The following is a 26,601-nucleotide window of genomic DNA, read 5'->3' on the forward strand; positions in this document are numbered from 1 at the left end:
TCGGCGCGCAGGATCACCCCGCGCGGCGTGACGTACGCCTGAGTTCCAGGCGTTCCTTCTCCGAGAGGCCGCCCCAGACGCCGAAGCGTTCGTCGTTGTCGAGGGCCCACTCCAGGCAGGCGGAGCGGATCGGGCACATGCCGCAGATCCGCTTCGCCTCGCGTACGGAGCTGCCCGGCTCGGGGAAGAAGAAGTCCGCCCCGGTCTGCGCGCACAACGCCTCCTGCTGCCAGTCCAGGTCGGGCGAGGTGATCGTTGTGATCGTGTCGATGAGCATGCGCAGGATCGTGCCGGGCGGCGAAAAACGTTCGATCAACGCGGGATCAACGCCGCGCCGCAGGGCCCCCGGCCGACTCGATGGTCTCCCTCCGCACGCGGCGACGCACGGCGGCGCGCGCGGAAACGGGTGAAAACCCAGAGATCGTACTGGTCACCCGCGGGAGCGGCTGGGGTCGCCCGAAACGACGCCCGCACTCCGGCGGCGATTGTCAGTGGGCGGTGCAAGACTCGGCAGAGCAGACAACGGGACCCTTCCGAGGAGGGCGATGATGCTCACCACCCGTTATGTCACCGGAGCGCCGAACTGGATCGACGTCGGCACCCCCGACATCGAGGGCGCCAGTTCCTTCTACGGCGGCCTGTTCGGCTGGCGGTTCCAGCCGGGCGGGCCCGAGACCGGCGGCTACGGCCTCTTCCAGCTCGACGACAGGACGACGGCCGGCGGCATGCAGACCACCGAGGAGCAAGGCCCGCCGTCCTGGACGGTGTACTTCCAGACACCGGACGCGGACGCCACGGCCAAAGCGGCCGAGCAGGCGCACGGCGCGGTGCTGGTGCAGCCCATGGACGTGCTGGACATGGGCCGCATGGCCATCCTCGCCGACAAGGCCGGCGTGGGCTTCGGCCTCTGGCAGCCGGGAACGAACAAGGGCCTCGACGTCATGAACGAGCCCGGGACGCTGTGCTGGCTGGAGCTGTACACCACGGACGTACCGGCCGCGGCGGGCTTCTACAACACCACGCTCGGCATGGAGACCTTCGCCCTCGACTTCTACGGCGGCACCTACACGACGTTCAGCCCCGCGGGCCAAGGGGAGGACGCCATGTTCGGCGGGGTCGTCGACAAGGCCGACGACCCGGCGGAGGCGGACGGCCCGGCGTACTGGCTGCCGTACTTCGAGGTCACCGACACGGACGCCACGGTCGCCAAGGCGCAGGAGCTGGGCGGCGCGGTCCGCATGCCCGCCACGGACCTGCCGGACGTCGGCCGTATCGCCAAGCTCACCGACCCCTACGGCGCCCGCTTCGCGGTCATCAAGAGCGCACCGGTGCCGAGCTGAGTCCGCGCGACTCCTAGGCGGATGCGCGCCGGACCAGCGTCGTCGGCAGGACGACGCTGGACGGCGTGCCTCCCACCTGCTCACCGGTGCGGCGGTCGAGGCCGCGCAGCAGCAGCCGAGCCATCAGCCGGCCCATCTCCTCGATGTCCTGACGGACCGTCGTGAGCGGCGGTTCGGTCTGGTCGGCCATCGGCAGCATGTCGTCGAACCCGACCACGGCGACATCGTCCGGCACCCGTCGCCCGGACTCGCGCAGCACCCGCAGCGCACCGGCAGCGGTGAGGTCGTTCGCGGCGAACACGGCGTCCAGGTCGGGGCAGCGTTCGAGCAGTTCGCGCATCGCCCGTTCGCCGCCGGCCGGTGTGAAGTCGCCCTCGGCGATCAGCCGTGGATCGGCGTCGACCATGACATCCCGGTATCCGTCGAGCCGGTCCACCGCCGACGTCTGGTCGAGGGCCCCGGCGATGTGTGCGACGCGGGTGCGGCCGAGGCCGACGAGATGCCGTACGGCGTCACGGGCGCCGCCACGGTTGTCGCTGTCGACGTACACCACGCCACGCTGGTCGCCGCTCCACCCGGGCCGTCCGCCGAACACGGTCGGGACCCCGGCATGCTGGATCAGCACGGGCAGCGGGTCGTCGAGGTGCAGCGAGAAGACGAGCGCCCCGTCGACATGGCCGCCGGCGAGGTAGCGGCCGACGCGGGCGTGGTCGTCGCGGCCCTCGGTGAGGAGCAGCACCAACTGGTTGTCGTGGGCCGTCAGCTCCTTGCTGATGCCGCGCAGTTGCAGCGCGAAGAAGGGGTCGGCGAAGACACGCGTCTCGGGTTCGGCGACGACGACGGCAATGGCGTCATGGCGCCGGGTGACGAGACTGCGGGCGGCCTGGTTGGGCACGTACCCGAGTTCCTCCACCGCCGCGCGGACCCGCTCCACGAGCGGCTCCCGGACCCCGTCCCCGCCGTTGACGACCCGGGACACGGTGGCCCGCGAGACCCCGGCCCGGGCGGCCACGGCCTCCAGGGTGGGACGTGGGGCGGTTTCGGTCACTGCGGGGCTCCTCGTCGGCGGTTGCCGATCAGGATAGCCGTGGTGGAGGCGGAGGTGAGAGCGCTCTCGGAGGACCGAGATTGCTCGTCGAACCCCCTGGCACCCACGAGGCGCTCACGAGGCACTCACGCCAGCAGATCCACCCGCCGCCCGAGACCCTCCCGCCGCGCCGCCCGATACGCCAGCCAGCTCAACGCCAGGTCCTGCCAGGGCAGCCCGACGGGCGCGTAGACGGTACGGCTCTCGGCGCTCACGCGTCCCGGATGTTCACCCCGCACCACCTCGCCCAACGTCGCGTCGGCGGTCCCGCCCTGGGCCAAGGCGCCCATGGTCATCGCGAGTTCACGGTCGTCGACCACGACCGTCGCGGCCTCCAGCAGATCGGCTGCCAGCTCCGCCTTGCCCGGCTCGTCGGCTCCCAGGCTCGTGAAGTGCTGTCCTCTTCTGGCGTCCGCCAGGTGCAGCAGCGGCTTTCTCGACCAGGTGGCCGACAGGACGACGTCGGCAGCGGCGGCAACCTCCGCCGCGGAGGACGCCACGCGCCCGCCGTGCCGCCCTGCGAACGCCTCGGCGCGGTCGGCGGACGTGTCGTGGACGACCAGGGCGCTGCGAGGCCGTAGCGCTGCGAGCCCTCGCACCACCAACTCGGCCTGGGCCCCCGCCCCGATCACCCCCACCGCCTGCCCCGGTCCGGCGAGGAGATCCGTCCCCAAGGCCGCCGCCAGCCCCGTACGCCACGCCGTCACCGTGGCCGAGTCCAGCAGCGCCAGCAACTCGCCGTCCTGCCCGCTGTGCAGGCAGATCACTCCGCGCAACGCCGGTTGCGCGCCCGGGAACTTGGCGTTGACCTTCACCGTGTACGCCTCGATGCCCGGCAGCAGGCCGGGGATCAGCGCGGTGGCCGTGCCGGGGAACGGCAGGTCGGTCCGCACCCGTTGCCCGGCGACGGGGACGGCGTCCGCGGTCCGGAACCCCTCCCGCAGGGCGGCCAGACAGGCCCCCGGCTCCAGTACGGACTCCAGATCACCACGCGTCAGTACAAGTGTCACCCGTACATGATGCGTCAGTGCTCGTGCGCGGACCCGGAGGCCGGCTCATGACCGTGGTCGTGCGGGTCGTATCCCGGGATCGTCCCGTCCGTCTTCTTCACCAGGAACAGTCCCACCATCCCCATGTCCGAGTGGCTCTGCACATGGCAGTGGTACATCCACGCGCCCGCGCCGACCCCCTCCCCCGCGATCACCTGGAAGCCGAAGGAGTCCGCCGGGCCCACGATCTTGTTGTCGATGACCTGGCTGGGGTCGTCCGGGCCGGTGAGCATGCCCGTGCGGTTGTCCGCCCAGCGGTGACCGTGCATGTGGAAGGTGTGGTAGTACTCGCCGTGCGTGATCATCACGAACTCGACGCGATCGCCCACCGTGGCCTCGAAGTCGGGGCCGGTGTGCGCGGGCTTGTTGTTGATGAGCATGTCGTTGAAGACGATCGTGTGGGTCGCGTCGGGCAGGACGTCCCCCTTGCGCCGGACGATCACCGGCCCGTAGAGGCCCTTGCGGATGCCGCCGGTGCCGTGCTCGGTGCCGACGACGTGGTCGTGGTAGTGCCAGTAACCGGCGCTGCCCGCCCGCCAGGTGCCGTCCTTGCGGCGGCCGGGGGCGTGGGTGCGCCAGGTGTAGGTACGGGTGCCGCCGGGCTCCACGTCGCTCTTGTTGAGCTTCGTGCCGTCGCTGGTGATCTCGTAGTCGAGGCCGTGGACGTGCAGGCTCACCGGCACGTCCATCGTGTTCTCGAACTCGATGTGCGCGGTGTCGCCCTCGTTGAGCTCGATCAGCGGGCCCGGGATGGTCGCCTTGCCCTTCTCGAAGCCGTAGCCCATCTGCCCGTCGGCGAGTTTCTCGGCGTACAGCTTGAGGTGCCTGACCTCGCCGCCGGCCGGGGCGGTCTTCGCCGGCGCGTCGGCGCTCGCGGCCTCGGGCACCTGCCCGAGCGACAACGATGTCGCGACGGTCGCGCCACCGAGCAGGACGCGTCTGTTGAAGGTGCGCCTGTCGAAGCCACGTCTGGTGAAGCTGCCTTCGCTCATGCCGAACTCCCCACGGCGTTACGGAAATTACGGGGGTGAACCGCTGAGACGGTACCGGTCGATCTCGCGTTTATCCACACTCAGGACAAAGTTGGCCCCAGTACGGCCGTAGGTATTGGCGAGGCGTTCAAAGGGGTCTAGCTTCCTTGTCGCTGTTGCTGTGACCGTGGAGGTGCCCATGCACGTGCGAGGGTTGAGCACGACCAGACAGACCTGGGTGGCCACTGTGACCGCCGGGATCGTCGCCGCCGGGCTGATGTCCGCCCCGGCAGCCGACGCACGCCCGGCCCCGGAGCCACCCCTGACAACGATGTCCATCAAGTCGCCCCCAGGCGGCGCGAATGTACGAGTGCTCATCTTCTATGGGTCCGCGGCCGGCGGCGAGGAGTCGCCCGTGGTGAACGCCGGCATCGGGGCGATCGAGAAGATCGGCCTGTCGGGCCCGGCCGACCAGCGCTTCAAGACCGAGGCCACGAACGACGCCTCGGTCTTCACCAATGAGACCAAGCTGGGCCGCTTCAACACGATCGTGTTCCTGACCGGCGGCGGCGACGTCCTCGACCCCGAGCAGGAGGCGGGCCTGGAGGCCTACATGGAAGCGGGCGGCGGTTTCGTCGGCGTCCATGACGCGGCCCGTGCCGAGCCGTACTCGGACTGGTTCACCGGCCTGGTCGGCGCCCGCCCGGCGGCCGGCGGCCCGACGAATGTGCAGCGGGCCGTCGTTGAGGTCGGTGATCGGCAGCACCCGGCCTCCAAGGAGCTGCCGGTGCAGTGGAAACGGCCGGACAAGTGGCTGAACTGGGCGAAGAACCCGTCGGGCGCGGTGCACACGGTCGCCCGGGTCCGGGAGTCCTCGTACCAGCCGGGCACCGGCGCCAACGGCTGGGACCACCCGGTGAGTTGGTGCCGTGACTACGACGGCGGCCGCTCCTTCTACACGGGTATGGGCGGCACGGCGTCGTCGTACGACGAGACCGACTTCCGGACCCATCTGCGCGGTGCCCTGCTGTGGACGACGCGGCTGGTCCAGGCCGACTGCAAGGCCACGATCACCGGCAACTACAAGGCCGAGCGGCTCACCCAGCCCAACCAGCCCGGCCAGAACGACCAGATCGGCGAGCCGCACGGCCTGGTCACCGCTCCCGACGGCCGTGTGCTCTACATCGGCCGGGGCGGCGCCGACTCCTCCCAGCCGGTCGTCACCGACTGGAACAACCCGGAGATCGGCAAGGGCAAGGGCGAGATCCACGTCTACGACCCGAGGACCAAGAAGGTCACCCTGGCCGGGGCGCTCACGGTCTTCGGCAACAAGGGCGGCGGCGACGAGCTGATCAAGGTGGAGGAGGGGCTCCTCGGCATCGAGCTCGATCCACGCTTCGAGGACAACGGCTGGGTGTATCTGCACTACACCCCGCACTCCCAGCTCAACCGCGACACGAGGATGGCCGAGCGGCGCGTCTCCCGCTTCACGCTCGACCTCGCCACCGACAAGCTCGACCTGAGCAGTGAGAAGGTCCTGCTCAAGTGGCCGGTGCAGGTGCACAGTTGCTGTCACTCGGGCGGCGGGATGGCCTGGGACTCCAAGGGCAACCTGTACATCGCGACCGGCGACAACAACTCCAGTGGCTTCAGCGGCGGTTACTCGGGCAACAACCCCGAGCCCAACTACAAGGGCGTGTCCTTCGCCGACGCGCGCCGCACCGCCGGTAACACCAACAACCTCAACGGCAAGATCCTGCGCATCCACCCGGAGCCGGACGGCACGTACACCCTGCCGGAGGGCAACCTCTTCACGGGCCGGGAGACCGACGAGGGCGGCGGCAAGACACGCGGCGAGATCTACGTGATGGGCGTCAGGAACCCCGCCCGCATCTCCGTCGACAAGCAGACGGACGTCCTGTACGCGGGCTGGGTCGGCCCGGACGCGGGTGCGCCCTCGACGACCTGGGGTCCGGCCAAGTACGACACCTTCGCCGTCATCACCAAGGCGAGCAACCGCGGCTGGCCGTACTGCATGGGCAACAAGCAGCCCTACCGGGACCGCAATCTGCCCGACCCGACGAAGCCACTGGGCTGGTACGACTGCGACCAGCCGAAGAACGAGTCGCCGAACAACGACGGCCTCGTCAACCTCCCGCCGGTCACCGGCAACAACATCTGGTACTCACCCCAGGGCGGCGCGCCGGACTTCCCGCGTGACGCGAACGGCGTCCCCTCGTACAAGCAGGAGGAGGCCACCTACGCGCTCCCGTGGCTCAAGGGCGGTGGCCAGGCCGCGATGAACGGGCCGGTCTACCGGTACGACGCGGCGAGCGCCGGTGACACCAAGTGGCCGGCCTACTGGGACGGCAAGTGGTTCGTCGGCGACTTCTACGACGCCGACCAGCCGCGCAACGCGGTGATCACCGACCCGAAGACACACGGTGACGGCGGCCTGCCGATTCACTCGGAGTCGCTGAAGAAGATCGTGCCGATCGGCAACGACGGCATCAAGAACCTCATGGACTGGAAGTTCGGCCCGGACGGCGTGCTGTACGTGCTCGACTACGGCCGCGGCTTCTTCACCTCGGACGCCAAGTCGGCGCTGTGGCGGGTCACTTACACGGGCGGCGCTCCGACTCCGGCCGCCGAGCAGCTGGCGAGGGGAGCCCAGTGATGATGCGAAGCAGTCCACCTCGGCGAAGAGTCTGGGCGGCCCTGTTGGCCGTGCTGCTGGTGATGCTGGGGCTGCAGTCCGTCCCCGCCGTCGGGCGGCCCGAGTCCCCGTCCGCGAACGCTGCCGCCGCCCAGACGCTCACCTGGACGGCCGGCGACGACATCTCGAAGTACGCGTCGGCGCCCGCGACGGCGGTCGCCGGCACGACGACGATCGTCTTCGAGAACAGCACGGCGACCGGCAACACCACCGGGATGCCGCACACGTTGACGTTCGACACCTCCGACCCCGAGTTCAACAACGACGTCCAGCTCAACATCCTCGCCAATCCGAACGACGACCAGGGCGGCAAGCACACCGCCGAGGTCACGCTCACCCCCGGCCGCTACCGCTACTACTGCACGATCCCCGGACACGGGCAGATGCAGGGCATCCTCGTGGTGACCGAGGGCAGCGGCGAGGACACGACGGCACCTCAGGCGTCGGCGCACGTCAGCGGGACGCAGAACGCGCAGGGTCAGTACGTCGGTTCGGCGAGCGTGGCGATCCACGCCACCGACGAGGAGGGCGGCTCCGGGCTCGACCGCACCGAGTACGCGGTCGGCGACGCGGGCGCCTGGCAGCCGTACACCGCACCGGTCGTCGTCGACCAGGTCGGCGACCACAAGATCCGCTACCGGGCCTTCGACAAGGCGGGGAACGTCTCGGCGGAGAAGAGCGCCCAGTTCACGGTCGTCCCGCCGCCGACCGACGACACGACGGTGCCGGAGACCTCGGCGACCGTCAGCGGCGAGCAGAACCCCGACGGCACGTACATCGACATGGCGACCGTCACCGTCTCCGCCTCCGACACCGGTTCCGGCGTCAACACCATCGAGTACGCGATCGGCGACGGCGCCTGGCAGCCGTACACCGCGCCCGTGATGGTGCACGAGGTCGGCGCTCATGAGGTGCGTTACCGGGCGACCGACAAGGCGGGGAACGTCGCCGCCGAGAAGAACGTGCAGTTCACGGTCGTGGCGGCGCCCCAGCCGGACACTACGGCGCCGGTGACGGGCGTGACCGTCGAGGGCACGAAGAACTCCGACGGGGCGTACATCGGCAATGCCAAGGTGACCGTCACGGCGACCGACGAGCACCACGGCTCGGGTGTCGACCGGATCGAGTACTCGATCGACGGCGGGCCGTACCTGGCGTACGGCACCCCGGTGGTCGTCGACCGGGCCGGCACCCACACGCTCGGCTACCGGGCGACGGACAAGGCGGGTAACACCTCCACCGCCCGCACGGTGACCTTCACCGTGGTGGCCGGCCAGGTCCCCGCCCCCAACTGCCCGGAGTTCGACGAGCGGTTGACGGTGATCGTCGGCACGGTCGACTCGGGTGTCCCGAACCGGCTCACCAACAGCCGGTGCCGGATCAACGAGTTGATCGAGGACGAGAAGGAGTGGACGTCCCACGCGCTGTTCCTCAAGCACGTGACGACGGTCCTGGACAAGCTCCTCAAGGAAGGGGTCGTCGACCAGCGCGAGTACAACGCCGTCCGCAAGGCGGCCCGGCAGTCCGGGATCGGCAAGCCCGGCCAGACCGAGGGCTACCGCACGATCCTCGACGGCACCGCGGGATCGTTCGCCAAGTGGCAGCAGGTGGGCGGTGGTTCGTTCGCGCAGAACGCCGACGGCTCGATCACGAGCGGCACCAGCAAGGCGGGCCTGGGCATGCTGTGGTTCCCCGAGCGGAAGTACGGTGACTTCTCGCTCAAGCTCCAGTGGCGCGACGACGCTCCGGGCACCGGCAACGCCAACTCCGGTGTCTTCGTCCGCTTCCCGTGGGTCCACGACCACTCCGAGGAGTCGCGGCCGGAGTGGGTCGCCATCAAGTACGGGCACGAGGTGCAGGTGCTCGACCGTCCTGACGGCGACATGTACAAGACGGGCTCGGTCTACGGCTTCGACCGGGTGGGGCTCGCCGGCGCCGGCGTCACCCAGAAGGGCACGTGGAACGACTACGAGATCCGCGTGGTCGACCAGCACTACTCCGTCTACCGCAACGGCGTGCTGATCAACGAGTTCGACAACACCGGCGGCCAGGACTTCGTCCCGCCCCGCTCGGACGACCCGGGCACGGACGGGCGCCGGTTCGCCTCCGGCTACGTCGGACTCCAGGTGCACGGCACCACGGACGTGGTCTCGTACCGCGACATCCGGATCAAGGAGCTGTAGATCAAGAAGGCGTAGATCAACACGCTGTGGTTCAAGGAGCGGTTGGCTCCGAGGGAGGCGCCTCCGACGGGGGCGCCTCCTTCTTCGCGCGGCTCGGCTGCACCCTCTTCGGCTCGCCCGGCATCTTCGGATACTCGGGCGGGTACGGCAGATCGCCGAGTCCGTGGTCGCGTTCGTCCTTGTTGGCCAGCTCCAGCAGTGCGTCCAGCGAGAAGCGGTGATCGTCCATGTCCGCGTGCACGTCGCCGAGTTCGGCGAAGCGCGCGGGCATGGTCACGAGGTCGAAGTCCTGGGGGTGCACCTCGCCCACCTCCTCCCAGCGCAGGGGCGCCGAGACCGGGGCGTGCGGGCGGGGCCGTACGGAGTAGGCGGAGGCGATCGTGCGGTCGCGGGCCGTCTGGTTGTAGTCGATGAAGATGCGCTCGCCCCGCTCCTCCTTCCACCACTTGATCGTCGCGTGCTCCGGCATCCGGCGCTCCATCTCCCGGCCGACCGCGATGGCGGCGCGCCGGACCTGGGTGAAGGTCCAGCGCGGCTCGATGGGCACGAAGACATGCAGGCCGCGCCCGCCGGAGGTCTTGGGCCAGCCGCGCAGGCCGCCGAACTCATCGAGCACGGCGCGCAGTTCATGGGCGGCGCGGGCGGCGTCGTCGAAGTCGGTGCCGGGCTGCGGGTCGAGGTCGATGCGCAGTTCGTCGGGGCTGTCGACGTCGTCGCGGCGGACCGGCCAGGGGTGGAAGGTGAGCGTGCCGTACTGGGCGGCCCACAGGACCGCGGCCTCCTCGGTGGGGCACATCTCGTCGGCGCTGCGGCCGCTGGGGAAGGTGATGTGGGCGGTGGGGATCCAGTCGGGCATGCTCTTGGGCGCCCGCTTCTGGTAGAACCACTCGCCGGTCACCCCGTCCGGGTAGCGCTCCAGGGTGGTGGGCCGGTTGCGCAGGGCGCGCAGGATGCCGGGACCGACGGCGATGTAGTAGCGGGCGAGGTCCAGCTTGGTGAAGCCGCGCTCGGGGAAGAAGACCTTGCCCGGGTTGGACAGGCGCACGGTCCGGCCGCCCGCTTCCAGTTCCACCGCTTCGCCCATGCGAGACACGGTAGGCGCACGGCGCATGCCGCGCACACTGGGCGGCGGCAGCCGGATGCGAGCAGAATCGTCAGCATGGACCTGCCGGTGATGCCGCCCGTGAAGCCGATGCTCGCCAAGTCGGTGGCGAAGATCCCGCCTGGCATGCAGTACGAGGCGAAGTGGGACGGGTTCCGGGCGATCGTGTTCCGCGACCGGGACGAGGTCGAGCTGGGCAGCCGTACTGGCAAGCCGCTGACCAGGTACTTTCCCGAGCTGGTGGCGGCGTTGAAGGAGCGGCTGCCGGAGCGGTGCGTGCTGGACGGGGAGATCGTGATCGCGCGCGAGGGGCGGCTGGACTTCGACGCGCTCACCGAGCGCATCCACCCGGCCGACTCCCGGGTGCGGACGCTGGCCGAGCGGACGCCGGCGTCGTTCGTGGCGTTCGACCTGCTGGCGCTGGCGGACCAGTCGCTCCTCGATGTGCCGCTCGCGGACCGGCGGGCGATGCTGACGACGGCGCTGTCCGGAATGACGGCGCCGGTGCATGTGGCGCCGGCGACGACCGACGTCGACACGGCCCAGGGGTGGTTCGAGCAGTACGAGGGGGCGGGCCTGGACGGGGTCATCGCGAAGCCCCTCACGCTGCGCTATCTCCAGAACGAGCGGGCCATGTTCAAGATCAAGCACGAGCGGACGGCGGACGTCGTCGTCGCGGGCTACCGCCTCCACAAGAGCGGCCCCGTCGTGGGCTCCCTGCTGCTCGGCCTCAACGACGACCGGGGCGCCCTCCAACACGTGGGCGTGTCGGCCGCGTTCTCCATGAAGCGGCGTGCCGAGCTGATCGAGGAGCTGGAGCCGCTGCGCATGGCGGATGCCGCGGGGCATCCGTGGGCGGCCTGGGCCGACGAGGCGGCCCACGAGTCGGCGCGGCTGCCGGGCGCGCCGAGCCGCTGGTCGGGCAAGAAGGATCTGTCCTGGGTGCCGCTCAGGCCGGAGTGGGTGGCTGAGGTGGCGTACGACCACATGGAGAACGGGGCCCGCTTCCGCCACACGGCCCGCTTCCGCCGCTGGCGCCCGGACCGCACGCCCGAGAGCTGCACGTACGCGCAGCTGGAGGAGCCGGTGAGCTACGACCTGGCGGAGATCTTCGCGCCGCAGGCCTGACGGGCGGCGCGAGCCGGAATCAGGGCTGCATCAGGACCTTGACCGCGCCGTCCTGCTTGCGCTGGAACATCTCGTACGCGTGCGGGGCCTCGCTCAGCGGCACACGGTGGGTGGCGAAGTCGTCGACGCCGAGCGGGTCCTCGTCCGTCAGGTACGGGAGGATCTCGTCGCTCCAGCGGCGCACGTTGGCCTGGCCCATCCTGATCTGGACCTGCTTGTCGAACAGGGTGAGCAGCGGTATCGGGTCCGCGGTGCCGCCGTACACGCCGGACAGGGAGATGGTCCCGCCGCGCCGCACCAGGTCGATGGCCGTGTAGAGGGCGGCGAGCCGGTCGACGCTGAAGCGTTCGGCGAGCGGGCCGCTCAGCTTGCGCGGCAGCATCGCTGAGGCCTGCTGGGCCAGCCGGGCGGCGGCGCTGCCGTGGGCCTCGGTGCCGACGGCGTCGATGACGGCGTCGGGGCCGCGGCCGTCGGTCTCGTCGCGGATGGCGGCGACGAGCTCCTTCTCGTCGTGGAAGCTCCTGAGGTCGAACGTCTCGACCCCGCGCTCGCGTGCCCTGCTCAGCCGCTCGGGCACCAGGTCCACGCCGAAGACCCGCCCGGCGCCCTGGACCTGGGCGACCCGGCAGGCCATGTCGCCGATGGGGCCGAGGCCGAGCACGGCGACGCTGCCACCCTTCGGGACCTCGGCGTAGCGGACCGCCTGCCAGGCGGTGGGCAGCACGTCGGAGAGGTAGACGAACCGGTCGTCGGGCGGCCCCTCCGGGATCTTGATCGGACCGAACTGCGCCTGCGGGACCCGCAGATACTCTGCCTGGGCGCCCGGCACCGCGCCGTACAGGCGGGTGTAGCCGAACAGGGCGGCGCCCATGCCCTCGCCGGTGACCTGGGTGGTCTCGCACTGGGTCGGCAGACCGGTCAGGCACATCCAGCAGTCGCCGCAGGCGATCTGGAACGGCACCACGACCCGGTCCCCCGCCTGCAGGTCCGGCACCCCGGCGCCGACCTCCTGGACGATGCCCATCGGTTCGTGGCCGAGGATGTCCCCCGGTGTCATGAACGGCGTGAGCACCTCGTACAGATGCAGGTCGGAGCCGCACAGCCCGGTGGACGTGATGCGGATGACCGCGTCAGTCGGCTCCTGGATGGTCGGATCGGGCACGCTCTCCACGCGTACGTCCCGCTTCCCCTGCCAGGTCACTGCCTTCATCGCCCGCGCTCCCTCCGGAACATGTGCGCGTTCGCTCGTTCGGTGGCCGCCGGGTACCCGTGTGCTCCTTCCCCGAACCGTTCGGGCGGGCCGGTGATCCGTCCGCGAGCAGGCCGGCGGTGTACGCCGACCGGCTGGCCGCGTCAGGGCCGATCGGCGGATTGGCGCGGACAGTCCCGGCTGATCGGGTATGTCACCTATGAACAGATAAGCGCACTATTGATGACGCAGGGTGGGTGGGTTGGGTGCGAGTGGCAACGGTGAGCAGACAACGAGGGGCGCGCTCCAGGCGCGCCACGACCATGGCGGGGCTGCTGGCCGCCGCGCTGGGAGCATCCCTGGCGGCGGGGTGCACGACGTCCGGCGGACCGCGCGACGACGGCCGCGCCCGACCGCATACGTCGACGCCGAGCGAGGGCGAGAGCCGGGCGAAGGGCCCTTCGGTGCTTGCCGTGAAGATCGACAATGCCCGCGCGGCCCGGCCCCACACCGGCCTGAACGCCGCGGACATCGTGTACGTCGAGCCGGTCGAGGGCGGACTGAGCCGCCTCATGGCGGTGTACGCGACGAAGCTGCCGAAGGCCGTCGGGCCGGTGCGCAGCGCACGCGAGTCCGACCTGGAGCTGCTGGCCCAGTTCAACAAGCCGACGCTCGCCTTCTCCGGGGCGCAGGGCAAGCTCCTGCCGCTGATCGACAAGTCCCCCGTGCAGGCGGAGCCACCCGAGAAGGCGGCCGGCGCGTACTTCCGCGGCAAGGACCGGCCCGCGCCACACAACCTCTTCCTGCGACCCCAGCGACTGATGCCCGCCGCGCCGGGCAAGGACGCCCTGACGACCGGCTTCCGCTTCGGCGCCGCCCCGGCGGGCGGCAAGGCCACGGCCTCGCAGACGGTGCGCTACACGCTGGCGCGGTACACGTTCACCTGGTCCGGGAGCCAGAACCGCTGGCTGGTCGCCATGGACGGCAAGGCCGCCATGGCGTCGGACGGCAAGCGACTGGGCGCCCCGACGGTCGTCGTGCAGTACGTGAAGGTGCGCAAGTCCGACTTCCACGACACGCTCGGCCACTACACGCCGTACACCGAGACGGTCGGCTCCGGAAAGGCTCGGGTGCTGCGCGACGGGCGCGCCTACGACGTCAGCTGGAAGCGCCCCAAGGCCACGGACGGCACGACGTTCACGACCCGCACCGGGAAGCCGATGACCTTCCGGGACGGGCAGGTGTGGGTGGTGTTCGCGAAGGCGCGCTGACCGTCCGAGCGTGGAGCGGAACGGGATCAAGGGTGTGCGACGAGGGGTTCCGCCGGGTTGCGGAGCCCCTCGGCCGCGTCCGCGACGCGCCGGATCAGGTCGAAGAAGAGTGCCTGCTCGTCGGCGGAGAGCGGGGCCAGGAAGACCTGGTTCATCCGGGCCGTGCGCACGGTCAGCTTCTTGTGCGTGCGCAGTCCCTCGTCCGTGAGGCGCAGCAGGAAGCGCCGCCCGTCCTGGGGGTCGCGGACCTTGTCGAGGAGCCCGCGGCGGCCGAGCCTGCTGATCACCTCGGCGATCGTGGACCGGTCGAGCCCGACCCGCTCCCCCACCGTCCGCTGGTCCAGGCCCGGCTCGGCGACGAGCGTGTTGAGAACGGCGAACTGGGGCGAGGTGATCTCCTCCGAGACCATGGTGTTCCAGAGCAGGTAGTGCGCCTGCTGGAGCCGCCGGGCCAGATGCCCGGGGTGGGTGGTGAGGTCCACGGCGGCCATGCGCGCTCCCCTGGTCGTAATCGTCGGCGCACTGAACAATACCGGAGCTTCACGCGACTGTCCTCGGGCCGCAAACCCCATGGCGTTCGCATTTGCCGAGCTCTTGACGGCTTCCTCCTCCAGTGGCAGCGTGAGAGGCAACCTCGTAGAAATACTCAGTGCGCTGACTAACTCGGGTGCTGAGCGCTCGGAAGAGATGGGGCTTCTCGGATGGACAAGGTGGTCGCCACGGCCCTGGGGGCGGTGGCCGATGTGGGTGGCGGCGCGTCGCTCGCGGTGGGTGGCTTCGGGCTGAGCGGTGTGCCGAACGTGCTGATCCAGGCGCTGTACGAGCGCGGGGTGGGCGGCCTGTCGGTGGTCTCCAACAACTGCGGGGCGATGGAGTCGGGTCTTGCGGTGCTGCTGTCCGCGGGCCGGATCGCCCGGGTGACCGGCTCGTACATCGGCGCGAACAAGGAGTTCGCCCGCCAGTACCTGGGCGGTGAGCTGGAGGTCGAGATGATCCCGCAGGGCACGCTGGCCGAGCGGCTGCGGGCCGGCGGGGCCGGGATCCCCGCGTTCTTCACACCGGCCGGGGTGGGCACGCAGGTCGCCGACGGCGGGCTGCCCTGGCGCTACGACGGCTCCGGCGGGGTCGCGCTCGCCTCGCCGCCGAAGGAGGTGCGGGAGTTCGACGGCACCGAGTACGTGCTGGAGCGCGGAATCCGTACCGACTTCGCCCTGGTGCGGGCGTGGAAGGGCGACCGGCACGGGAACCTGGTGTTCAACAAGTCGTCCCGGAACTTCAACCCGCTTGCCGCGATGGCCGGACGGGTGACGATCGCCGAGGTGGAGGAACTCGTGGAGCCGGGCGAGATCGATCCGGACGCGGTGCATCTGCCGGGCGTCTTCGTGCAGCGGGTCGTGGCGCTCACCCCTGAGCAGGCGGCCGACAAGCAGATCGAACGGCGCACGGTTTCCGCGCCCCTGGCGGACGGGACGGTGGGCTAGCCATGGCGTGGACGCGGGAAGAGATGGCCGCCCGGGCGGCTCGCGAGCTCCAGGACGGTCAGTACGTCAACCTCGGCATCGGCCTGCCGACCCTGATCCCGAACTATCTGCCGCCCGGCGTCGAGGTGATCCTGGAGTCCGAGAACGGCATCCTGGGCACCGGCCCCTACCCGACCGAGGAGCAGGTCGACCCGGACCTGATCAACGCCGGCAAGGAGACCGTCACGGTCCTGCCGGGCGCCTCCTTCTTCGACTCGGCGCTGTCGTTCTCGATGATCCGCGGCGGGCACATAGATGTCGCCGTGCTCGGCGCCATGCAGGTCTCCGCCACCGGCGACCTGGCGAACTGGGCGATCCCCGGCAAGATGATCACCGGGATCGGCGGTGCGATGGACCTCGTGCACGGGGCACGCACGGTCATCGTGGTGATGACCCACACCGCCAAGGACGGCAGCCCCAAGATCCTCGCCGAGTGCGCGCTGCCGCTCACGGGCAAGGGCTGTGTGAACCGGATCATCACCGACCTCGGCGTGCTCGACGTGACACCGGAGGGTCTGCTCCTGGTCGAGACCGCGCCGGGTGTGAGCGTCGACGAGATCATCGCCGCCACCGACGCAAAACTCACCGTCACGGAGAGTCTGCTGTGAACACCGTCTACCTCGTCGACGCCGTCCGCACCCCGATCGGCCGCTACAACGGCGCCCTCGCCTCCGTCCGCCCGGACGACCTGGGCGCCCACGCCATCCGTGAACTCATGGGCCGTACGCCCGACTTGGACCCGTCCCGGATCGAGGACGTGTACTTCGGCAACGCCAACGGCGCCGGAGAGGAGAACCGCAACGTCGGCCGCATGGCCGCGCTCCTGGCGGGCCTGCCCACCTCCGTGCCCGGCGTGACGGTCAACCGGCTGTGCGCGTCGGGCCTCGAAGCGGTCATCCAGGCGGCCCGCGCCATCGCCGCCGGGGACGCCTCGATCGTCGTGGCCGGCGGTGTGGAGTCGATGACCCGGGCGCCGTACGTGCTGCCCAAGTCCGACAAGCCCTTCCCGGCCGCCCACACGGAGCTGTTCTCCACCACCCTGGGCTGGCGCATGGTCAATCCGAGGATGGCACCGCAGTGGACGATCCCGCTGGGTGAGTCGGCCGAGCTCATCGCCGAGAAGCACAAGATCAGCCGGGAGCAGCAGGACGAGTTCGCCCTGCGCAGCCACCGAAAGGCGGCCGAGGCCCAGTCCGAGGGCCTCTTCGACGCCGAGCTCGCGCCGGTGAGCATCCCGCAGCGCAAGGGCGACCCGGTCGTGTTCGGTGCCGACGAGTGCGTACGGCCGGATGCGTCCCTGGCGGCGATGGCGCGGCTCAAGCCGTCCTTCCGCACCGCGAGCGAAGCGAGTTGGGGGTCCCCCCGGCCGAAGGCTGGGGGAGGGACCGTCACCGCGGGCAACGCCTCCCCGCTGAACGACGGCGCCGCCGCGCTGCTCCTCGTCGACGAGGAGGGCCTGAGGGCCACCGGGCGTGAGCCGCTCGCCCGGATCTCCGCGACCGGCGTCAACGCCCTCGACCCGGACTACTTCGGGCTCGCCCCCGTCGAGGCCGTCAACCGCGCGCTCGCCAAGGCGGGCAGGGGATTCGGCGACCTGTCCGTGCTGGAACTGAACGAGGCCTTCGCCGCCCAGGTGCTGGGCTGCGTCGCCGAGTGGCCCGACTTCGACCCGGCGATCCTCAACCCCCAGGGAGGCGCCATCGCCCTCGGCCACCCGCTCGGCGCGTCCGGTGCCCGCCTCGCCGGCACCGTCGCCCACCAGCTCGCCCGCAAGGGCGGCGGAGTCGGCGTCGCCACCCTCTGCATCGGCGTGGGCCAAGGCCTCGCCCTAGTCCTCGAACGTTGACGAAACGCAGGATCCCCATGACTCTCACCCAGCAAGACATCGACCGGGAGATCGCGGCCGAGCACGCCGCGTACGAGAAGCGGATCGCCGACGGAGCCCCCGTCGAGCACCACCCGCGCCGCGACTACACCCCCTACCGCTCCTCCGTCCTGCGCCACCCGCAGCAGCCGCCGGTCACGATCGACGTCAGCAAGGACCCGGAGCTGGTGGAGCTGCACTCCCCCGCCTTCGGCGAGCGGGACATCACCGAGATCGACAATGACCTGACCCGGCAGCACACGGGAGAGCCGATCGGCGAGCGCATCACCGTCGAGGGCCGGCTCCTGGACCGCGACGGCCGCCCGGTCCGCGGCCAGCTCGTCGAGATCTGGCAGGCCAACTCGGCCGGCCGCTACGCCCACCAGCGCGAACAGCACGACGCCCCGCTGGACCCGAACTTCACGGGCGTCGGCCGCACCCTGACCGACGACAGCGGCTTCTACCGCTTCACCACCGTCCAGCCGGGCCCGTACCCGTGGCGCCAGCACGTCAACGCCTGGCGGCCGGCCCACATCCACTTCTCGCTGTTCGGCACGGCGTTCACCCAGCGGCTGGTGACGCAGATGTACTTCCCGAGCGACCCGCTGTTCCCGTACGACCCGATCATCCAGTCGGTGACGGACGACGCGGCACGCCGGCGGCTGGTCGCCACCTACGACCACGGCCTGTCGGTGCCGGAGTTCTCGATGGGCTACCACTGGGACATCGTCCTCGACGGACCGAACGCCACCCGGCTCGAAGAGGGACGCTGACCTGCCATGACGAAGATCGACACGAGCCGTCCCGAGACCGTGCTCCCGACCCCGTCGCACACCGTCGGCCCCTTCTACGGCCACGCCCTGCCCTTCCCCGGCGGCGGCGACATCGCCCCGATCGGCCACCCGGAGACGATCGCCCTCCAGGGCTGCATCAGCGACGGCGAGGGCAGTCCGCTGCCGGACGCGTTCGTGGAACTGTGGGGCGCCGACCCGGACGGCAACGTCCCCGAGGTCGACGGCTCGATCCGGCGCGACCCGGCGAGCGGCGGCTATCTGGGCCGCAACGGCGTGGAGTTCACCGGCTGGGGCCGCATCCAGACCGACGCCAACGGGCACTGGAGCGCGCGGACGCTACGGCCCGGCGCGCGCGGGCGGAGCGCGCCGTACCTCAGCGTGTGCGTCTTCGCGCGGGGCCTGCTGGTGCACCTGTACACCCGGATCTATCTGCCGGGCGACGAGGCGGTCCTCGCCGCCGACCCGTTGCTCTCCCGGGTACCGGACGAGCGGCGCGACACGCTGATCGCACGGAAGCAGCGGGATGGGACATACCGTTTCGACATCCGCCTTCAGGGCGAAGGCGAGACGGTCTTCCTGGAGTACCAGTGACTTCTCCCGATGCCGAAACCGGTCTGCTCGCCCCCGGGTGGACAGGCTCCCCCGCCGCCTCCGCGACCGGCGACAGCGCCTGTCTCCAGGCGCTGTTGGACGCCGAGGCCGCGCTGACGCGGGCACAGGCCGCTGAGGGGTCGGTCCCCGCCGAGGCGGCGAGGGCGGTCACGGAGGCGGCCGAGGCGACTCGCTTCGACGTACGGTCCCTCGCCGAGCGGGCGCGCGGGGGCGGCAACCCGGTCATCCCGCTGGTCGCCGACCTGACGAAGGCGGTCGGCGAGGAGTACGGCCCGTACGTCCACCGGGGTGCCACCAGCCAGGACATCCTGGACACGGCGACGATGCTGATTGCGGCCCGCACGCTGGACCTGGTGCTGGCCGACCTCGACCGCACCCAGCAGGCCCTGGCCCGGCTGGCCGCCGGGCACCGCGACACCGCGATGCCCGGGCGGACGCTCACCCAGCACGCGGTACCGACGACGTTCGGGCTCAAGGCGGCCGGATGGCGGTCGCTGGTGCTGGACGCACGGGACCGGGTGGCGGCCGTACGGGACTCGCTGCCCGCCCAACTCGGCGGCGCCGCCGGAACGTTGGCCGCCTTCGGGGCGTACGGCGCGGACGATCCGACCTCGCTGCCGGCGGCCTACGCCGGTGAACTCGGCCTGCGGGCACCCGAGCTGCCCTGGCACACCCTGCGCACGCCCATCGCCGATCTCGCCGGGTGCCTCGCCTTCACGGCGGGGGCGCTCGGCAAGCTCGCCGCGGACGTCCTCACCCTCTCCCGCACCGAGATCGCCGAGGTCGCGGAGAGCAGCGGCGGGGGCTCGTCCGCCATGCCGCACAAGTCCAATCCCGTACGGTCCACCCTGATCGCCTCCGCAGCGCGGCGGGCGCCTCAGCTCGCGGCCACGCTGTACGGCTCGATGGCGGCCGAGGACGAGCGGCCTGCCGGGGCCTGGCATGCCGAGTGGGAGCCGCTGAGGGACCTGCTGCGGCTGGTCGGCGGGGCCGCACGGGATGCCGTGGAGCTGACCGAGGGACTGCGGGTCGCAGCCGAGGTCATGCGCGAACACCTGGATCTCACCCACGGGTTGATCGTCTCGGAGCGGCTGTCCGCCGAGCTGGCTCCCGTCCTGGGGCGGGCCCGGGCCAAGGAACTCCTCACCCGGCTGGCGTCCGAGGGCCGCCCTCTCGGTGAGGCGCCGGAGCTGGCGGACGTCGACCTCGATCCCGCCCACTACACCGGCTCCGCCGGAGCCCTCACCGACCGTGCTCTGGAGCGACGTTGACCGAGAAACTTCTCAACCACCGTGCCGAGGGGCCCACTTCCGCTCCCCCGCTGCTGCTGGGACCCTCGCTCGGCACCTCGTACGCGTTGTGGGACAAGGTCGCGCCCGAGCTGTCGATCGGCCACCGGGTGGTCCGCTGGGATCTGCCGGGGCACGGGGGCTCGGCGGCCGGCCTCATCGGCCCGGGCGCGACCGTCGGTGACCTCGCCGGCCTGGTGCTCGCGCTCGCCGACTCGCTCGGCATCCAGCGGTTCGCGTACGCGGGAGTGTCGCTGGGTGGTGCGGTGGGGCTGCACCTGGCCGTGCACCATCCCGAACGGGTCTCCTCACTGGCCGTGATCTGTTCGTCGGCGCACTTCAACGGCTCCAGGCCGTGGGAGGAGCGGGCCGCGCTGGTGCGGCGCGAAGGGCTGGCGGGGCTCGCCGAAGGCGCGAACGCCCGCTGGTTCACGCCCGGGTTCACCGTGCCGGAGCTGGTGCAGGACCACCGGGACGCCGACCCGGGTGCGTACGCCGCCTGCTGTGATGCGCTCGCCGCCTTCGACCTGCGGGACCGGCTGCCGGAGATCTCCTCCCCCACGCTGCTGATCGCCGGCCGCGAGGACCCCGCGACCCCGCCCGCCCATCTGCGGGAGATCGCGGACGCCGTGCCCGGTGCCGCGCTCGTGGAGCTTCCGGGGGCCTCGCATCTGGCGCCGGCCCAGTGCCCCGAGGCGGTGCTGACCGCGCTGCGGGCGCACTTCGGCGGCGGTGCCAGGCGGGGCATGGAGGTACGGCGCGAGGTGCTCGGCGACGCGCACGTCGACCGCGCGCAGGCCCGGCAGACGCCGTTCACCGCCCGCTTCCAGGACTTCATCTCGCGCTACGCCTGGGGCGAGATCTGGACCGACCCGACGCTCAGCCGCCGCGAGCGCAGCATGATCACCCTCACGGCGCTGGTCGCGCACGGCCACTACGACGAGCTGGCCATGCACGTCCGGGCAGCCCGGCGCAACGGGCTGACGCCGGACGAGATCGGGGCCGTACTGCTGCAGACGGCCGTGTACTGCGGGGTTCCTGCGGCGAACTCGGCGTTCGCGGCGGCCCAGCGGGTGCTGGCCGAGGAGGCGGAGCCGGACGCCTGACCTCTGAGCCGCCTCAGACCGCTCCCGTGGCCAGTGCTGCCTCCGCCTGCAGCACCAGTCCGTCCGCGCCGCACGACCGCGCCAGCGTCAGCCCGCGCCGAAGCTCCGACGACGAGCGCGCGGCGATTCCGAACTCGACCCGGGCGGTGGCGTGTTCGTACTGGCAGGGCGAGGCCTCCAGATAGGTGACGGCCTGTTCGGCGAGGCGTACCGCGCGCTGGCCGGTCTCCAGGTCGGCCGCGCAGCGCAGGGCCTCGCCGATGGCGGTGTCGGTGCCGAGGCGCTCGGCGTGCCGGCGGACGTCGGTGGCCAGCCGGGCGGCGCGCTCCGGGTCCTCGTTGGCGAGGGCACGGGCCAGGTCGACGGCCCAGGGGACCAGGACCGGGTTGTGGTGGCCGCGTACGGCGGCCGCCTTCTCCGCGGCCTCCAGTTCGTTGATGCCGTCCTTGGTGCGGCCGACGGCGAGGAGCAGACGGCCGCGGACCGAGCGCGGGTCCGGCAGCACGATGGTGGTCGGGTACGGCGGGGCGAAGCCGTGCTGCTCGGCGAGCTCCCAGGCCTCCTGGACATGACCGCGGGCGAGCAGCGTGTCGACGAGGTTGCAGGTCGCCGACCAGTGCAGGGGCAGCCGACGGCCGACGCGCTCGGCGAGCGCCAGCGACTTGCGCAGGGACGCCTCGGCCTCGCGAAGCCGGCCGCGTCTGCGGTGTCCGACGCCGACGTAGGCGTGGGCCAGGGCGAGGTGGCCGCCGCTCCAGCCGGCGGACTCGTAGGCGCGCAGAGCCTCGTTATAGAGGGACTCCGCCCGGTCGAGGCGGTCTGTGAAGGCGTAGGAGTTGGCCAGCATCATCAGCAGCTCGATGCCCCACTCCGGGTCGGTCCAGCCGAGTCCGGGGGCGAGGCGGCCGTTGACGAGGGCGCGGTCGCACAGTTCGGCGACCTCCTCCGCGTTCTCGCCGCGGGCCATGGCGTCGAAGCCGCGCAGGATGAGCAGGGCGCGCTCGGAGTTGTCGCGGCCGGTGCAGGTGCCGGCGAGTTCGGCGAGGCGGGTGGAGCGCCCCGGGTAGGCCCCGTCGCCCGCGTGGATGCCCTCCCACATGAACTGCACCGCCTGCAGCCGCAGCCTGGCGGGGCCGGCCCGGTGCCGGGCGGCTTCCGCCTCGACGGTGCGGACGGCCTCCTCCAGCTGGTCGTTGTGGAGCAGTGCCTGGGAGAGGCGGTAGACGGCGTCGACGCGTTCGTCGCCGTCGAGGCCGGGCATGGCCAAGGCGGTCTGAAGGTGGTCGATGGTGGTGGCGGGCGCGGTGAGGAGGGTCGCGCCGCCCAGTTCGTGGAGCACGCGCGCGTGGACCTCGGGCAGGGGCGGTTCCAGCAGGGCCCGCTCCAGGCAGCGGCGGGCCGCGTCGGGGGCGCCGACGGCGAGGTGCTCGCGGGCGGCCTCGCGCAGCTGCTCGACGAGTTCCTCGTCGTTGTCCGGGTGGACCTCGAGGAGGTGGCGGGCGGCGACCGCGGCGCCACGTCCGTTGTCGGTGACGACACGGGCGGCGATGCCGTGCATCGCGGTGCGCAGGGCGTCGGGAATGGAGTTGTAGACGGCGGAGGCGATGAGGGGGTGGACGAACTCCAGCTCGCCGTCGCCCGGTTGGGCACCCGCCGGGTCGGGCTCGGTGAGGATGCGGGCGGTGCGCAGGAGATTGGCGCAGCGCACCGCGTCGTCGAGGCTCATGGTGGCGAGCTCGGCCACCAGATCCACGGAGATGCCGGTGCCGAGGATGGCGGCCGCCCAGGCGAACCGGGTGGCTTCGATGCCGAGTGTCTCCAGGCGTGCGACGAGGCCGCCGCCGCGTGCCGCGCGGTTCAGGGCGCGCAGCTCGGCGGCCGCGGACTCGGTCGGCTCGAACTCACTGTCCTGCACCTTGGCGAGGAGTTCGACGGTCTCGTACGGGTTGCCGCCGGTGACCGCCCAGACCTCGCGGCAGAACGGGGCGTCGGCGTGCGGGCCGAGGGTGGCGCGGGTGAGGCCGGCGGTCGCGTCCGGGGTGAGCGCGCTCAGGGTGGCGACGGAGCTGCCCGCGGCGGCGACCGCGTCGAGGTGGCGGGCGCTGTCGCCGCTGACCTCACCGGGGCGGCGGGCCACCACGACCAGGACGTTCTGTTCGCCGAGGCGTTCGGCGAAGGCGGCGAGCCAGCGCAGGGTCTCCTGGTCGGCCCAGTGGGCGTCGTCGATCAGCAGCACCAGCGGCCAGTCCCGCCGGGCCAGCCGGCGTACGGCGGCGACCAGGCCGTCGCACACGCCCTGCGGGTCGGCCTGCCGCTCGCCGGGGTCCGTGATGCCGAGGGCGGGCCCGGCGATGTCGTACCAGTCGCCGAGGTACTCGCGTGCCTCCTCCGGCATCAGCGACAGCAGGGCGGGCTGCATCAGCTGCCGGACCACGTTGAAGGGGACAGAGCTCAGCGTCTCGCTGCCGCGGGCGGACCACACCGTGCAGCCGCGGGCCTCGGCGATACGGCGGGTTTCGGCCAGCAGCGCGGTCTTGCCGAGTCCCGCCTCGCCCCGGAGCACCAGGAGGCCGCCCGAGGAGGACTTCTCCCTGCACAGGCTGTCGAGCGCCGCCTCGACGGCGGCGAGTTCCTCGTCGCGCTCCCACAGGGAGGCCGAGGCGACCTGCGTGGGCCGTACCTCCGTCATCCCGCTCCCTCCCCAAGTCGCCCGAACGACGTACAGACCTCGAGCGTAGCCGTCGGATTGGCTGAGTGGAGGCGGGTCCGGGCAGCAGTTGCCGTGAAGGGTGACAGCTGGTGCGCGCGGGCGACGCGAAGGGCCCGCGACCTGCCCCGGCGAAACTGACTGACAGTCAAAAATGCGCCAGATAAACGACGTTCGAAGGGGTGGGCATGACGGTGACTTCGTCCGACCGCGGCACGGTCCGATCCCGCAGGGCCCTGGTCGCGGGTTCGGTGGGCAACTTCATCGAGTGGTACGAGTTCGGGGTCTACGGCTACTTCGCGACGATCATCGCGGCGCGCTTCTTCACGCCGGAGGGCGGCAGTGAGGCCGAGGCGCTGGTGCGGACGTACGCGTCGTTCGCGCTGGCGTTCTTCTTCCGGCCGGTCGGAGCGGCCCTGTTCGGACGGCTCGGGGACCGGATCGGGCGGCGACCGGTGCTGATCATGGTGATCGCGCTGATGACCGGGGCGACGACGCTGATCGGCGCGCTGCCCACGTACGACACGGTCGGCGCCCTCGCCCCGTGGCTGCTGACCTTTCTGCGGGTGCTGCAAGGGCTGTCCGCGGGCGGGGAGTTCGGGGGCGCGGTGTCGGTGATGACCGAGTTCGCGCCACCCGGGCGGCGCGGCCTTTACGGGTCGTGGCAGTCGTTCACTGTGGCGCTGGGGCTGCTGGGCGGCGCGGGGGCGGCGGCGCTGCTGGCCACCGTGCTGACCGAGGGCCAACTGGGCGACTGGGGCTGGCGGTTGCCGTTTCTGATGACGTTGCCGCTGGGGCTGGGTGCCCTGTGGCTGCGGCTGAGGCTGGACGAGACGCCTGCGTTCCGGGAGGAGCGGGAGGCCGAGCGGCCGCCCGGGCGCGAGGTGGCGGGGGCGATCGCGCTGGGCGCCGGGCGGATCATGGGGTGGGCGGCGGCCGGGTACACCTTCCTGGTCGTACTGCCGTCGTACCTGCAGTCCACGCTGGACGCGACCTTCCAGCAGGCGCTGATCGCCACGGTGCTGGCCAACCTCGGTTTCGCGGTGACGATCGTGCCGGCGGGGTGGCTCAGCGACCGGTACGGGCGGCGGCCGGTGATGCTGACGGGGGCGGTGCTCGTGGTGGTCCTCGCGGTGCCGCTGCTCAACCTTCTCCAGGCGCCGGGCGTTTCCCTCACCGTGAAGGGTGCGGCGGTGTGCGGCGCGGGTGCCGTGGTGGGTCTGATGGCGGGGCCGGGCCCGGCGATGCTCGCGGAGCTGTTCCCGACGAACGTGCGCTACACGGGGCTGGGACTCGCCTACGCCCTGTCCAATGCGGTGTTCTCGGGCTGCGCCGGGCTCATCATCACGGAGACGATCGAACGAACCGGCAACGTGGACATCCCGGCGTACTACGCTGCCGCGACCTGCGCGGTGAGTGTCCTCGCACTGACTGCGGCGCCGAAGGCCAGTGCCCGGAAGCCGGGAGCCCCGGCCAGGGAACCGAGAGGAAGGGCGAGCTGAGCAATGCGAGTGATCGGCCTCATGTCGGGCACGTCCCACGACGCCATCGACGCCGCGGCCGCCGACCTGAACCTCGTCGGTGACAGCCTGGTCCTCAAGGCGCTGGGGCTGGTGAGCGAGGCCTATGACGAGTCGCTGCGGGAGGCGCTCGCGCAGGCGCTGCCTCCGGGGGCGGCCTCAATGGCGCAGGTGTGTCGGCTGGACACGCGGATCGGGCAGGCGTTCGCCGTGGCGGCGGTGCGGGCGGATCGTGAACTGTGCGACGGGCGGGCCGAGTTGGTCGCCTCGCACGGGCAGACCGGGTACCACTGGGCCGAGGACGGACAGGTGCACGGCACGCTGCAGCTCGGGCAGCCCGCGTGGATCGCCGAGTCGACCGGGCTGCCCGTGGTCGCCGACTTCCGGCCACGCGACATCGCGGCGGGAGGACAGGGCGCACCGCTGGTCAGCCTGGTCGACCTGCTGTGGCTGCGGGGCCGGCCGGGCACGCCCGTCGCCCTCAATGTCGGCGGGATCGCCAACCTCACCGCTCCGGACGGCACCGCCTTCGACACCGGCCCGGGCTGCGCGCTGATCGACGCCGCGGCGCGGGGGTTCAGCGGCGGACGGCTGGCGTACGACGTGGACGGGGCGCTGGCCGGTCGCGGCAGCGTCCATGAACCGCTGCTGCTGCGGCTGCTGGAGGAGCCGTACTACGCGCTGCCCGCGCCCAAGACGACCGGCAAGGAGCTGTTCCACCTCGGCCATCTGCGGGACGCGCTGGCCGGGTTCGGGACGCTGCCCGCCGAGGATGTCGTCGCCACGCTGACCATGCTCACGGCACGGACGGTCGCCGACGCCGTGCGTGCGACGGGCGCGACGGAGGTGATCGCCTCCGGCGGCGGGACGCGCAACCCCGTGCTGATGAGGATGCTCGGGCAACGGCTGGCCGGGGTGGCGCTGCGCCCGTCCGACGAGTTGGGGCTGCCGTCGGCCGCGAAGGAGGCGTACGCCTTCGCCGTGCTGGGGTTCCTGACCGCGCACGGACTGCCGGGCACGGTGCCGGCCGCCACCGGGGCCCGGCACGCGCGCGTGCTCGGTTCGATCACCCCGGGCCGGGACGGACTGCGGCTTCCGCCACCCGCGAAGGAGCGTCCGGTACGGCTGGTCCTGGAGTGATTCGGGCCGAAAT

General features: G+C 71.5%; 22 protein-coding genes. 14 read left to right on the forward strand and 8 right to left on the reverse strand.

Annotation, left to right across the window (positions count from 1 at the left end; all coding sequences use genetic code 11):
- Positions 1 to 13 precede the first annotated feature (13 nt).
- Entirely contained in the window at positions 14 to 277 is a 264-nt protein-coding gene (locus OHO27_RS05900) for a WhiB family transcriptional regulator (protein WP_328420964.1), read from the reverse strand.
- 271 nt (positions 278 to 548) lie between these two features.
- Here OHO27_RS05900 and OHO27_RS05905 point away from each other — a divergent pair, with 271 nt between their 5' ends.
- Positions 549 to 1,340, forward strand: a complete 792-nt coding sequence (locus OHO27_RS05905; protein ID WP_328430361.1) for a VOC family protein — start codon at positions 549 to 551, stop codon at positions 1,338 to 1,340.
- A 13-nt stretch (positions 1,341 to 1,353) separates the two neighbouring features.
- Here the strand turns inward: OHO27_RS05905 and OHO27_RS05910 are convergent, their stop codons facing one another.
- From OHO27_RS05910 to OHO27_RS05920, 3 genes are all read right to left on the reverse strand, one after another.
- Positions 1,354 to 2,388, reverse strand: coding sequence for a LacI family DNA-binding transcriptional regulator (locus tag OHO27_RS05910; protein ID WP_328420966.1), 1,035 nt, complete (start codon positions 2,386 to 2,388; stop codon positions 1,354 to 1,356).
- Between the two features lie 125 nt (positions 2,389 to 2,513).
- Complete coding sequence (locus OHO27_RS05915; protein ID WP_328420968.1) at positions 2,514 to 3,437, reverse strand: ornithine cyclodeaminase family protein; 924 nt, start codon at positions 3,435 to 3,437, stop codon at positions 2,514 to 2,516.
- Positions 3,438 to 3,451: 14 nt separating this feature from the next.
- Positions 3,452 to 4,468 (reverse strand): multicopper oxidase domain-containing protein, encoded by a 1,017-nt coding sequence (locus OHO27_RS05920; protein WP_328420970.1) that lies wholly within the window; start codon positions 4,466 to 4,468, stop codon positions 3,452 to 3,454.
- 178 nt (positions 4,469 to 4,646) lie between these two features.
- Here OHO27_RS05920 and OHO27_RS05925 point away from each other — a divergent pair, with 178 nt between their 5' ends.
- Together OHO27_RS05925 and OHO27_RS05930 are read left to right on the forward strand one after the other, a co-directional pair.
- Complete coding sequence (locus tag OHO27_RS05925; RefSeq protein WP_328420972.1) at positions 4,647 to 7,124, forward strand: ThuA domain-containing protein; 2,478 nt, start codon at positions 4,647 to 4,649, stop codon at positions 7,122 to 7,124.
- Positions 7,124 to 9,346, forward strand: a complete 2,223-nt coding sequence (locus OHO27_RS05930) for an OmpL47-type beta-barrel domain-containing protein (RefSeq protein ID WP_328420974.1) — start codon at positions 7,124 to 7,126, stop codon at positions 9,344 to 9,346. The genes OHO27_RS05925 and OHO27_RS05930 overlap by 1 nt, the downstream gene beginning before the upstream one ends.
- A gap of 31 nt (positions 9,347 to 9,377) precedes the next feature.
- Here OHO27_RS05930 and ligD read toward each other — a convergent pair whose 3' ends face one another.
- Positions 9,378 to 10,430, reverse strand: coding sequence for a non-homologous end-joining DNA ligase (gene ligD, locus OHO27_RS05935; protein WP_328420975.1), 1,053 nt, complete (start codon positions 10,428 to 10,430; stop codon positions 9,378 to 9,380).
- Positions 10,431 to 10,505: 75 nt separating this feature from the next.
- Between ligD and OHO27_RS05940 the strand changes: the two genes are divergently transcribed.
- Positions 10,506 to 11,576 carry an ATP-dependent DNA ligase gene (locus OHO27_RS05940; RefSeq protein ID WP_328420977.1) on the forward strand — a complete coding sequence of 357 codons (1,071 nt, stop codon included), beginning with the start codon at positions 10,506 to 10,508 and terminating at the stop codon, positions 11,574 to 11,576.
- Positions 11,577 to 11,595: 19 nt separating this feature from the next.
- On the opposite strand, the gene OHO27_RS05945 is transcribed toward OHO27_RS05940, so the two are convergent.
- A complete protein-coding gene (locus tag OHO27_RS05945; protein ID WP_328420979.1) occupies positions 11,596 to 12,786 on the reverse strand; it encodes a zinc-dependent alcohol dehydrogenase in 1,191 nt (396 codons plus the stop codon).
- Positions 12,787 to 13,088: 302 nt separating this feature from the next.
- Between OHO27_RS05945 and OHO27_RS05950 the strand changes: the two genes are divergently transcribed.
- Positions 13,089 to 14,036, forward strand: a complete 948-nt coding sequence (locus OHO27_RS05950) for a DUF3048 domain-containing protein (RefSeq protein WP_328430362.1) — start codon at positions 13,089 to 13,091, stop codon at positions 14,034 to 14,036.
- A 26-nt stretch (positions 14,037 to 14,062) separates the two neighbouring features.
- Here OHO27_RS05950 and OHO27_RS05955 read toward each other — a convergent pair whose 3' ends face one another.
- Positions 14,063 to 14,527: a MarR family winged helix-turn-helix transcriptional regulator gene (locus OHO27_RS05955; protein ID WP_328420981.1), complete on the reverse strand. Its 465-nt coding sequence runs from the start codon at positions 14,525 to 14,527 to the stop codon at positions 14,063 to 14,065.
- A gap of 210 nt (positions 14,528 to 14,737) precedes the next feature.
- Between OHO27_RS05955 and OHO27_RS05960 the strand changes: the two genes are divergently transcribed.
- The 7 genes from OHO27_RS05960 to pcaDC are packed head-to-tail and all read left to right on the forward strand — an operon-like array spanning position 14,738 to position 21,221.
- The gene (locus OHO27_RS05960; RefSeq protein ID WP_328420983.1) at positions 14,738 to 15,517 is read left to right on the forward strand and encodes a CoA transferase subunit A; all 780 of its coding nucleotides are present in this window, start codon (positions 14,738 to 14,740) and stop codon (positions 15,515 to 15,517) included.
- 2 nt (positions 15,518 to 15,519) lie between these two features.
- Positions 15,520 to 16,164, forward strand: coding sequence for a CoA transferase subunit B (locus OHO27_RS05965; RefSeq protein WP_328420985.1), 645 nt, complete (start codon positions 15,520 to 15,522; stop codon positions 16,162 to 16,164).
- Positions 16,161 to 17,402 carry a thiolase family protein gene (locus tag OHO27_RS05970; RefSeq protein WP_328420987.1) on the forward strand — a complete coding sequence of 414 codons (1,242 nt, stop codon included), beginning with the start codon at positions 16,161 to 16,163 and terminating at the stop codon, positions 17,400 to 17,402. Before OHO27_RS05965 ends, OHO27_RS05970 begins: the two co-directional genes overlap by 4 nt.
- A gap of 17 nt (positions 17,403 to 17,419) precedes the next feature.
- Complete coding sequence (gene pcaH / locus OHO27_RS05975; protein ID WP_328420989.1) at positions 17,420 to 18,193, forward strand: protocatechuate 3,4-dioxygenase subunit beta; 774 nt, start codon at positions 17,420 to 17,422, stop codon at positions 18,191 to 18,193.
- Positions 18,194 to 18,199: 6 nt separating this feature from the next.
- Positions 18,200 to 18,805 carry a protocatechuate 3,4-dioxygenase subunit alpha gene (gene pcaG, locus OHO27_RS05980; protein ID WP_328420991.1) on the forward strand — a complete coding sequence of 202 codons (606 nt, stop codon included), beginning with the start codon at positions 18,200 to 18,202 and terminating at the stop codon, positions 18,803 to 18,805.
- A complete protein-coding gene (pcaB, locus tag OHO27_RS05985; RefSeq protein WP_328420993.1) occupies positions 18,802 to 20,097 on the forward strand; it encodes a 3-carboxy-cis,cis-muconate cycloisomerase in 1,296 nt (431 codons plus the stop codon). Before pcaG ends, pcaB begins: the two co-directional genes overlap by 4 nt.
- On the forward strand, positions 20,094 to 21,221 hold the full coding sequence (gene pcaDC / locus OHO27_RS05990) for a bifunctional 3-oxoadipate enol-lactonase/4-carboxymuconolactone decarboxylase PcaDC (RefSeq protein WP_328420995.1): 1,128 nt from the start codon (positions 20,094 to 20,096) through the stop codon (positions 21,219 to 21,221). Before pcaB ends, pcaDC begins: the two co-directional genes overlap by 4 nt.
- A 13-nt stretch (positions 21,222 to 21,234) precedes the next feature.
- On the opposite strand, the gene OHO27_RS05995 is transcribed toward pcaDC, so the two are convergent.
- Positions 21,235 to 23,910, reverse strand: coding sequence for an ATP-binding protein (locus OHO27_RS05995; RefSeq protein ID WP_328420997.1), 2,676 nt, complete (start codon positions 23,908 to 23,910; stop codon positions 21,235 to 21,237).
- Positions 23,911 to 24,116: 206 nt separating this feature from the next.
- Here OHO27_RS05995 and OHO27_RS06000 point away from each other — a divergent pair, with 206 nt between their 5' ends.
- Positions 24,117 to 25,430 (forward strand): MFS transporter, encoded by a 1,314-nt coding sequence (locus OHO27_RS06000; protein ID WP_328420999.1) that lies wholly within the window; start codon positions 24,117 to 24,119, stop codon positions 25,428 to 25,430.
- Between the two features lie 3 nt (positions 25,431 to 25,433).
- Entirely contained in the window at positions 25,434 to 26,588 is a 1,155-nt protein-coding gene (locus OHO27_RS06005) for an anhydro-N-acetylmuramic acid kinase (protein WP_328421001.1), read from the forward strand.
- Positions 26,589 to 26,601: the final 13 nt, after the last annotated feature.

Source organism: Streptomyces sp. NBC_00443, from assembly GCF_036014175.1.
In the GTDB taxonomy this organism is placed as follows: domain Bacteria; phylum Actinomycetota; class Actinomycetes; order Streptomycetales; family Streptomycetaceae; genus Streptomyces.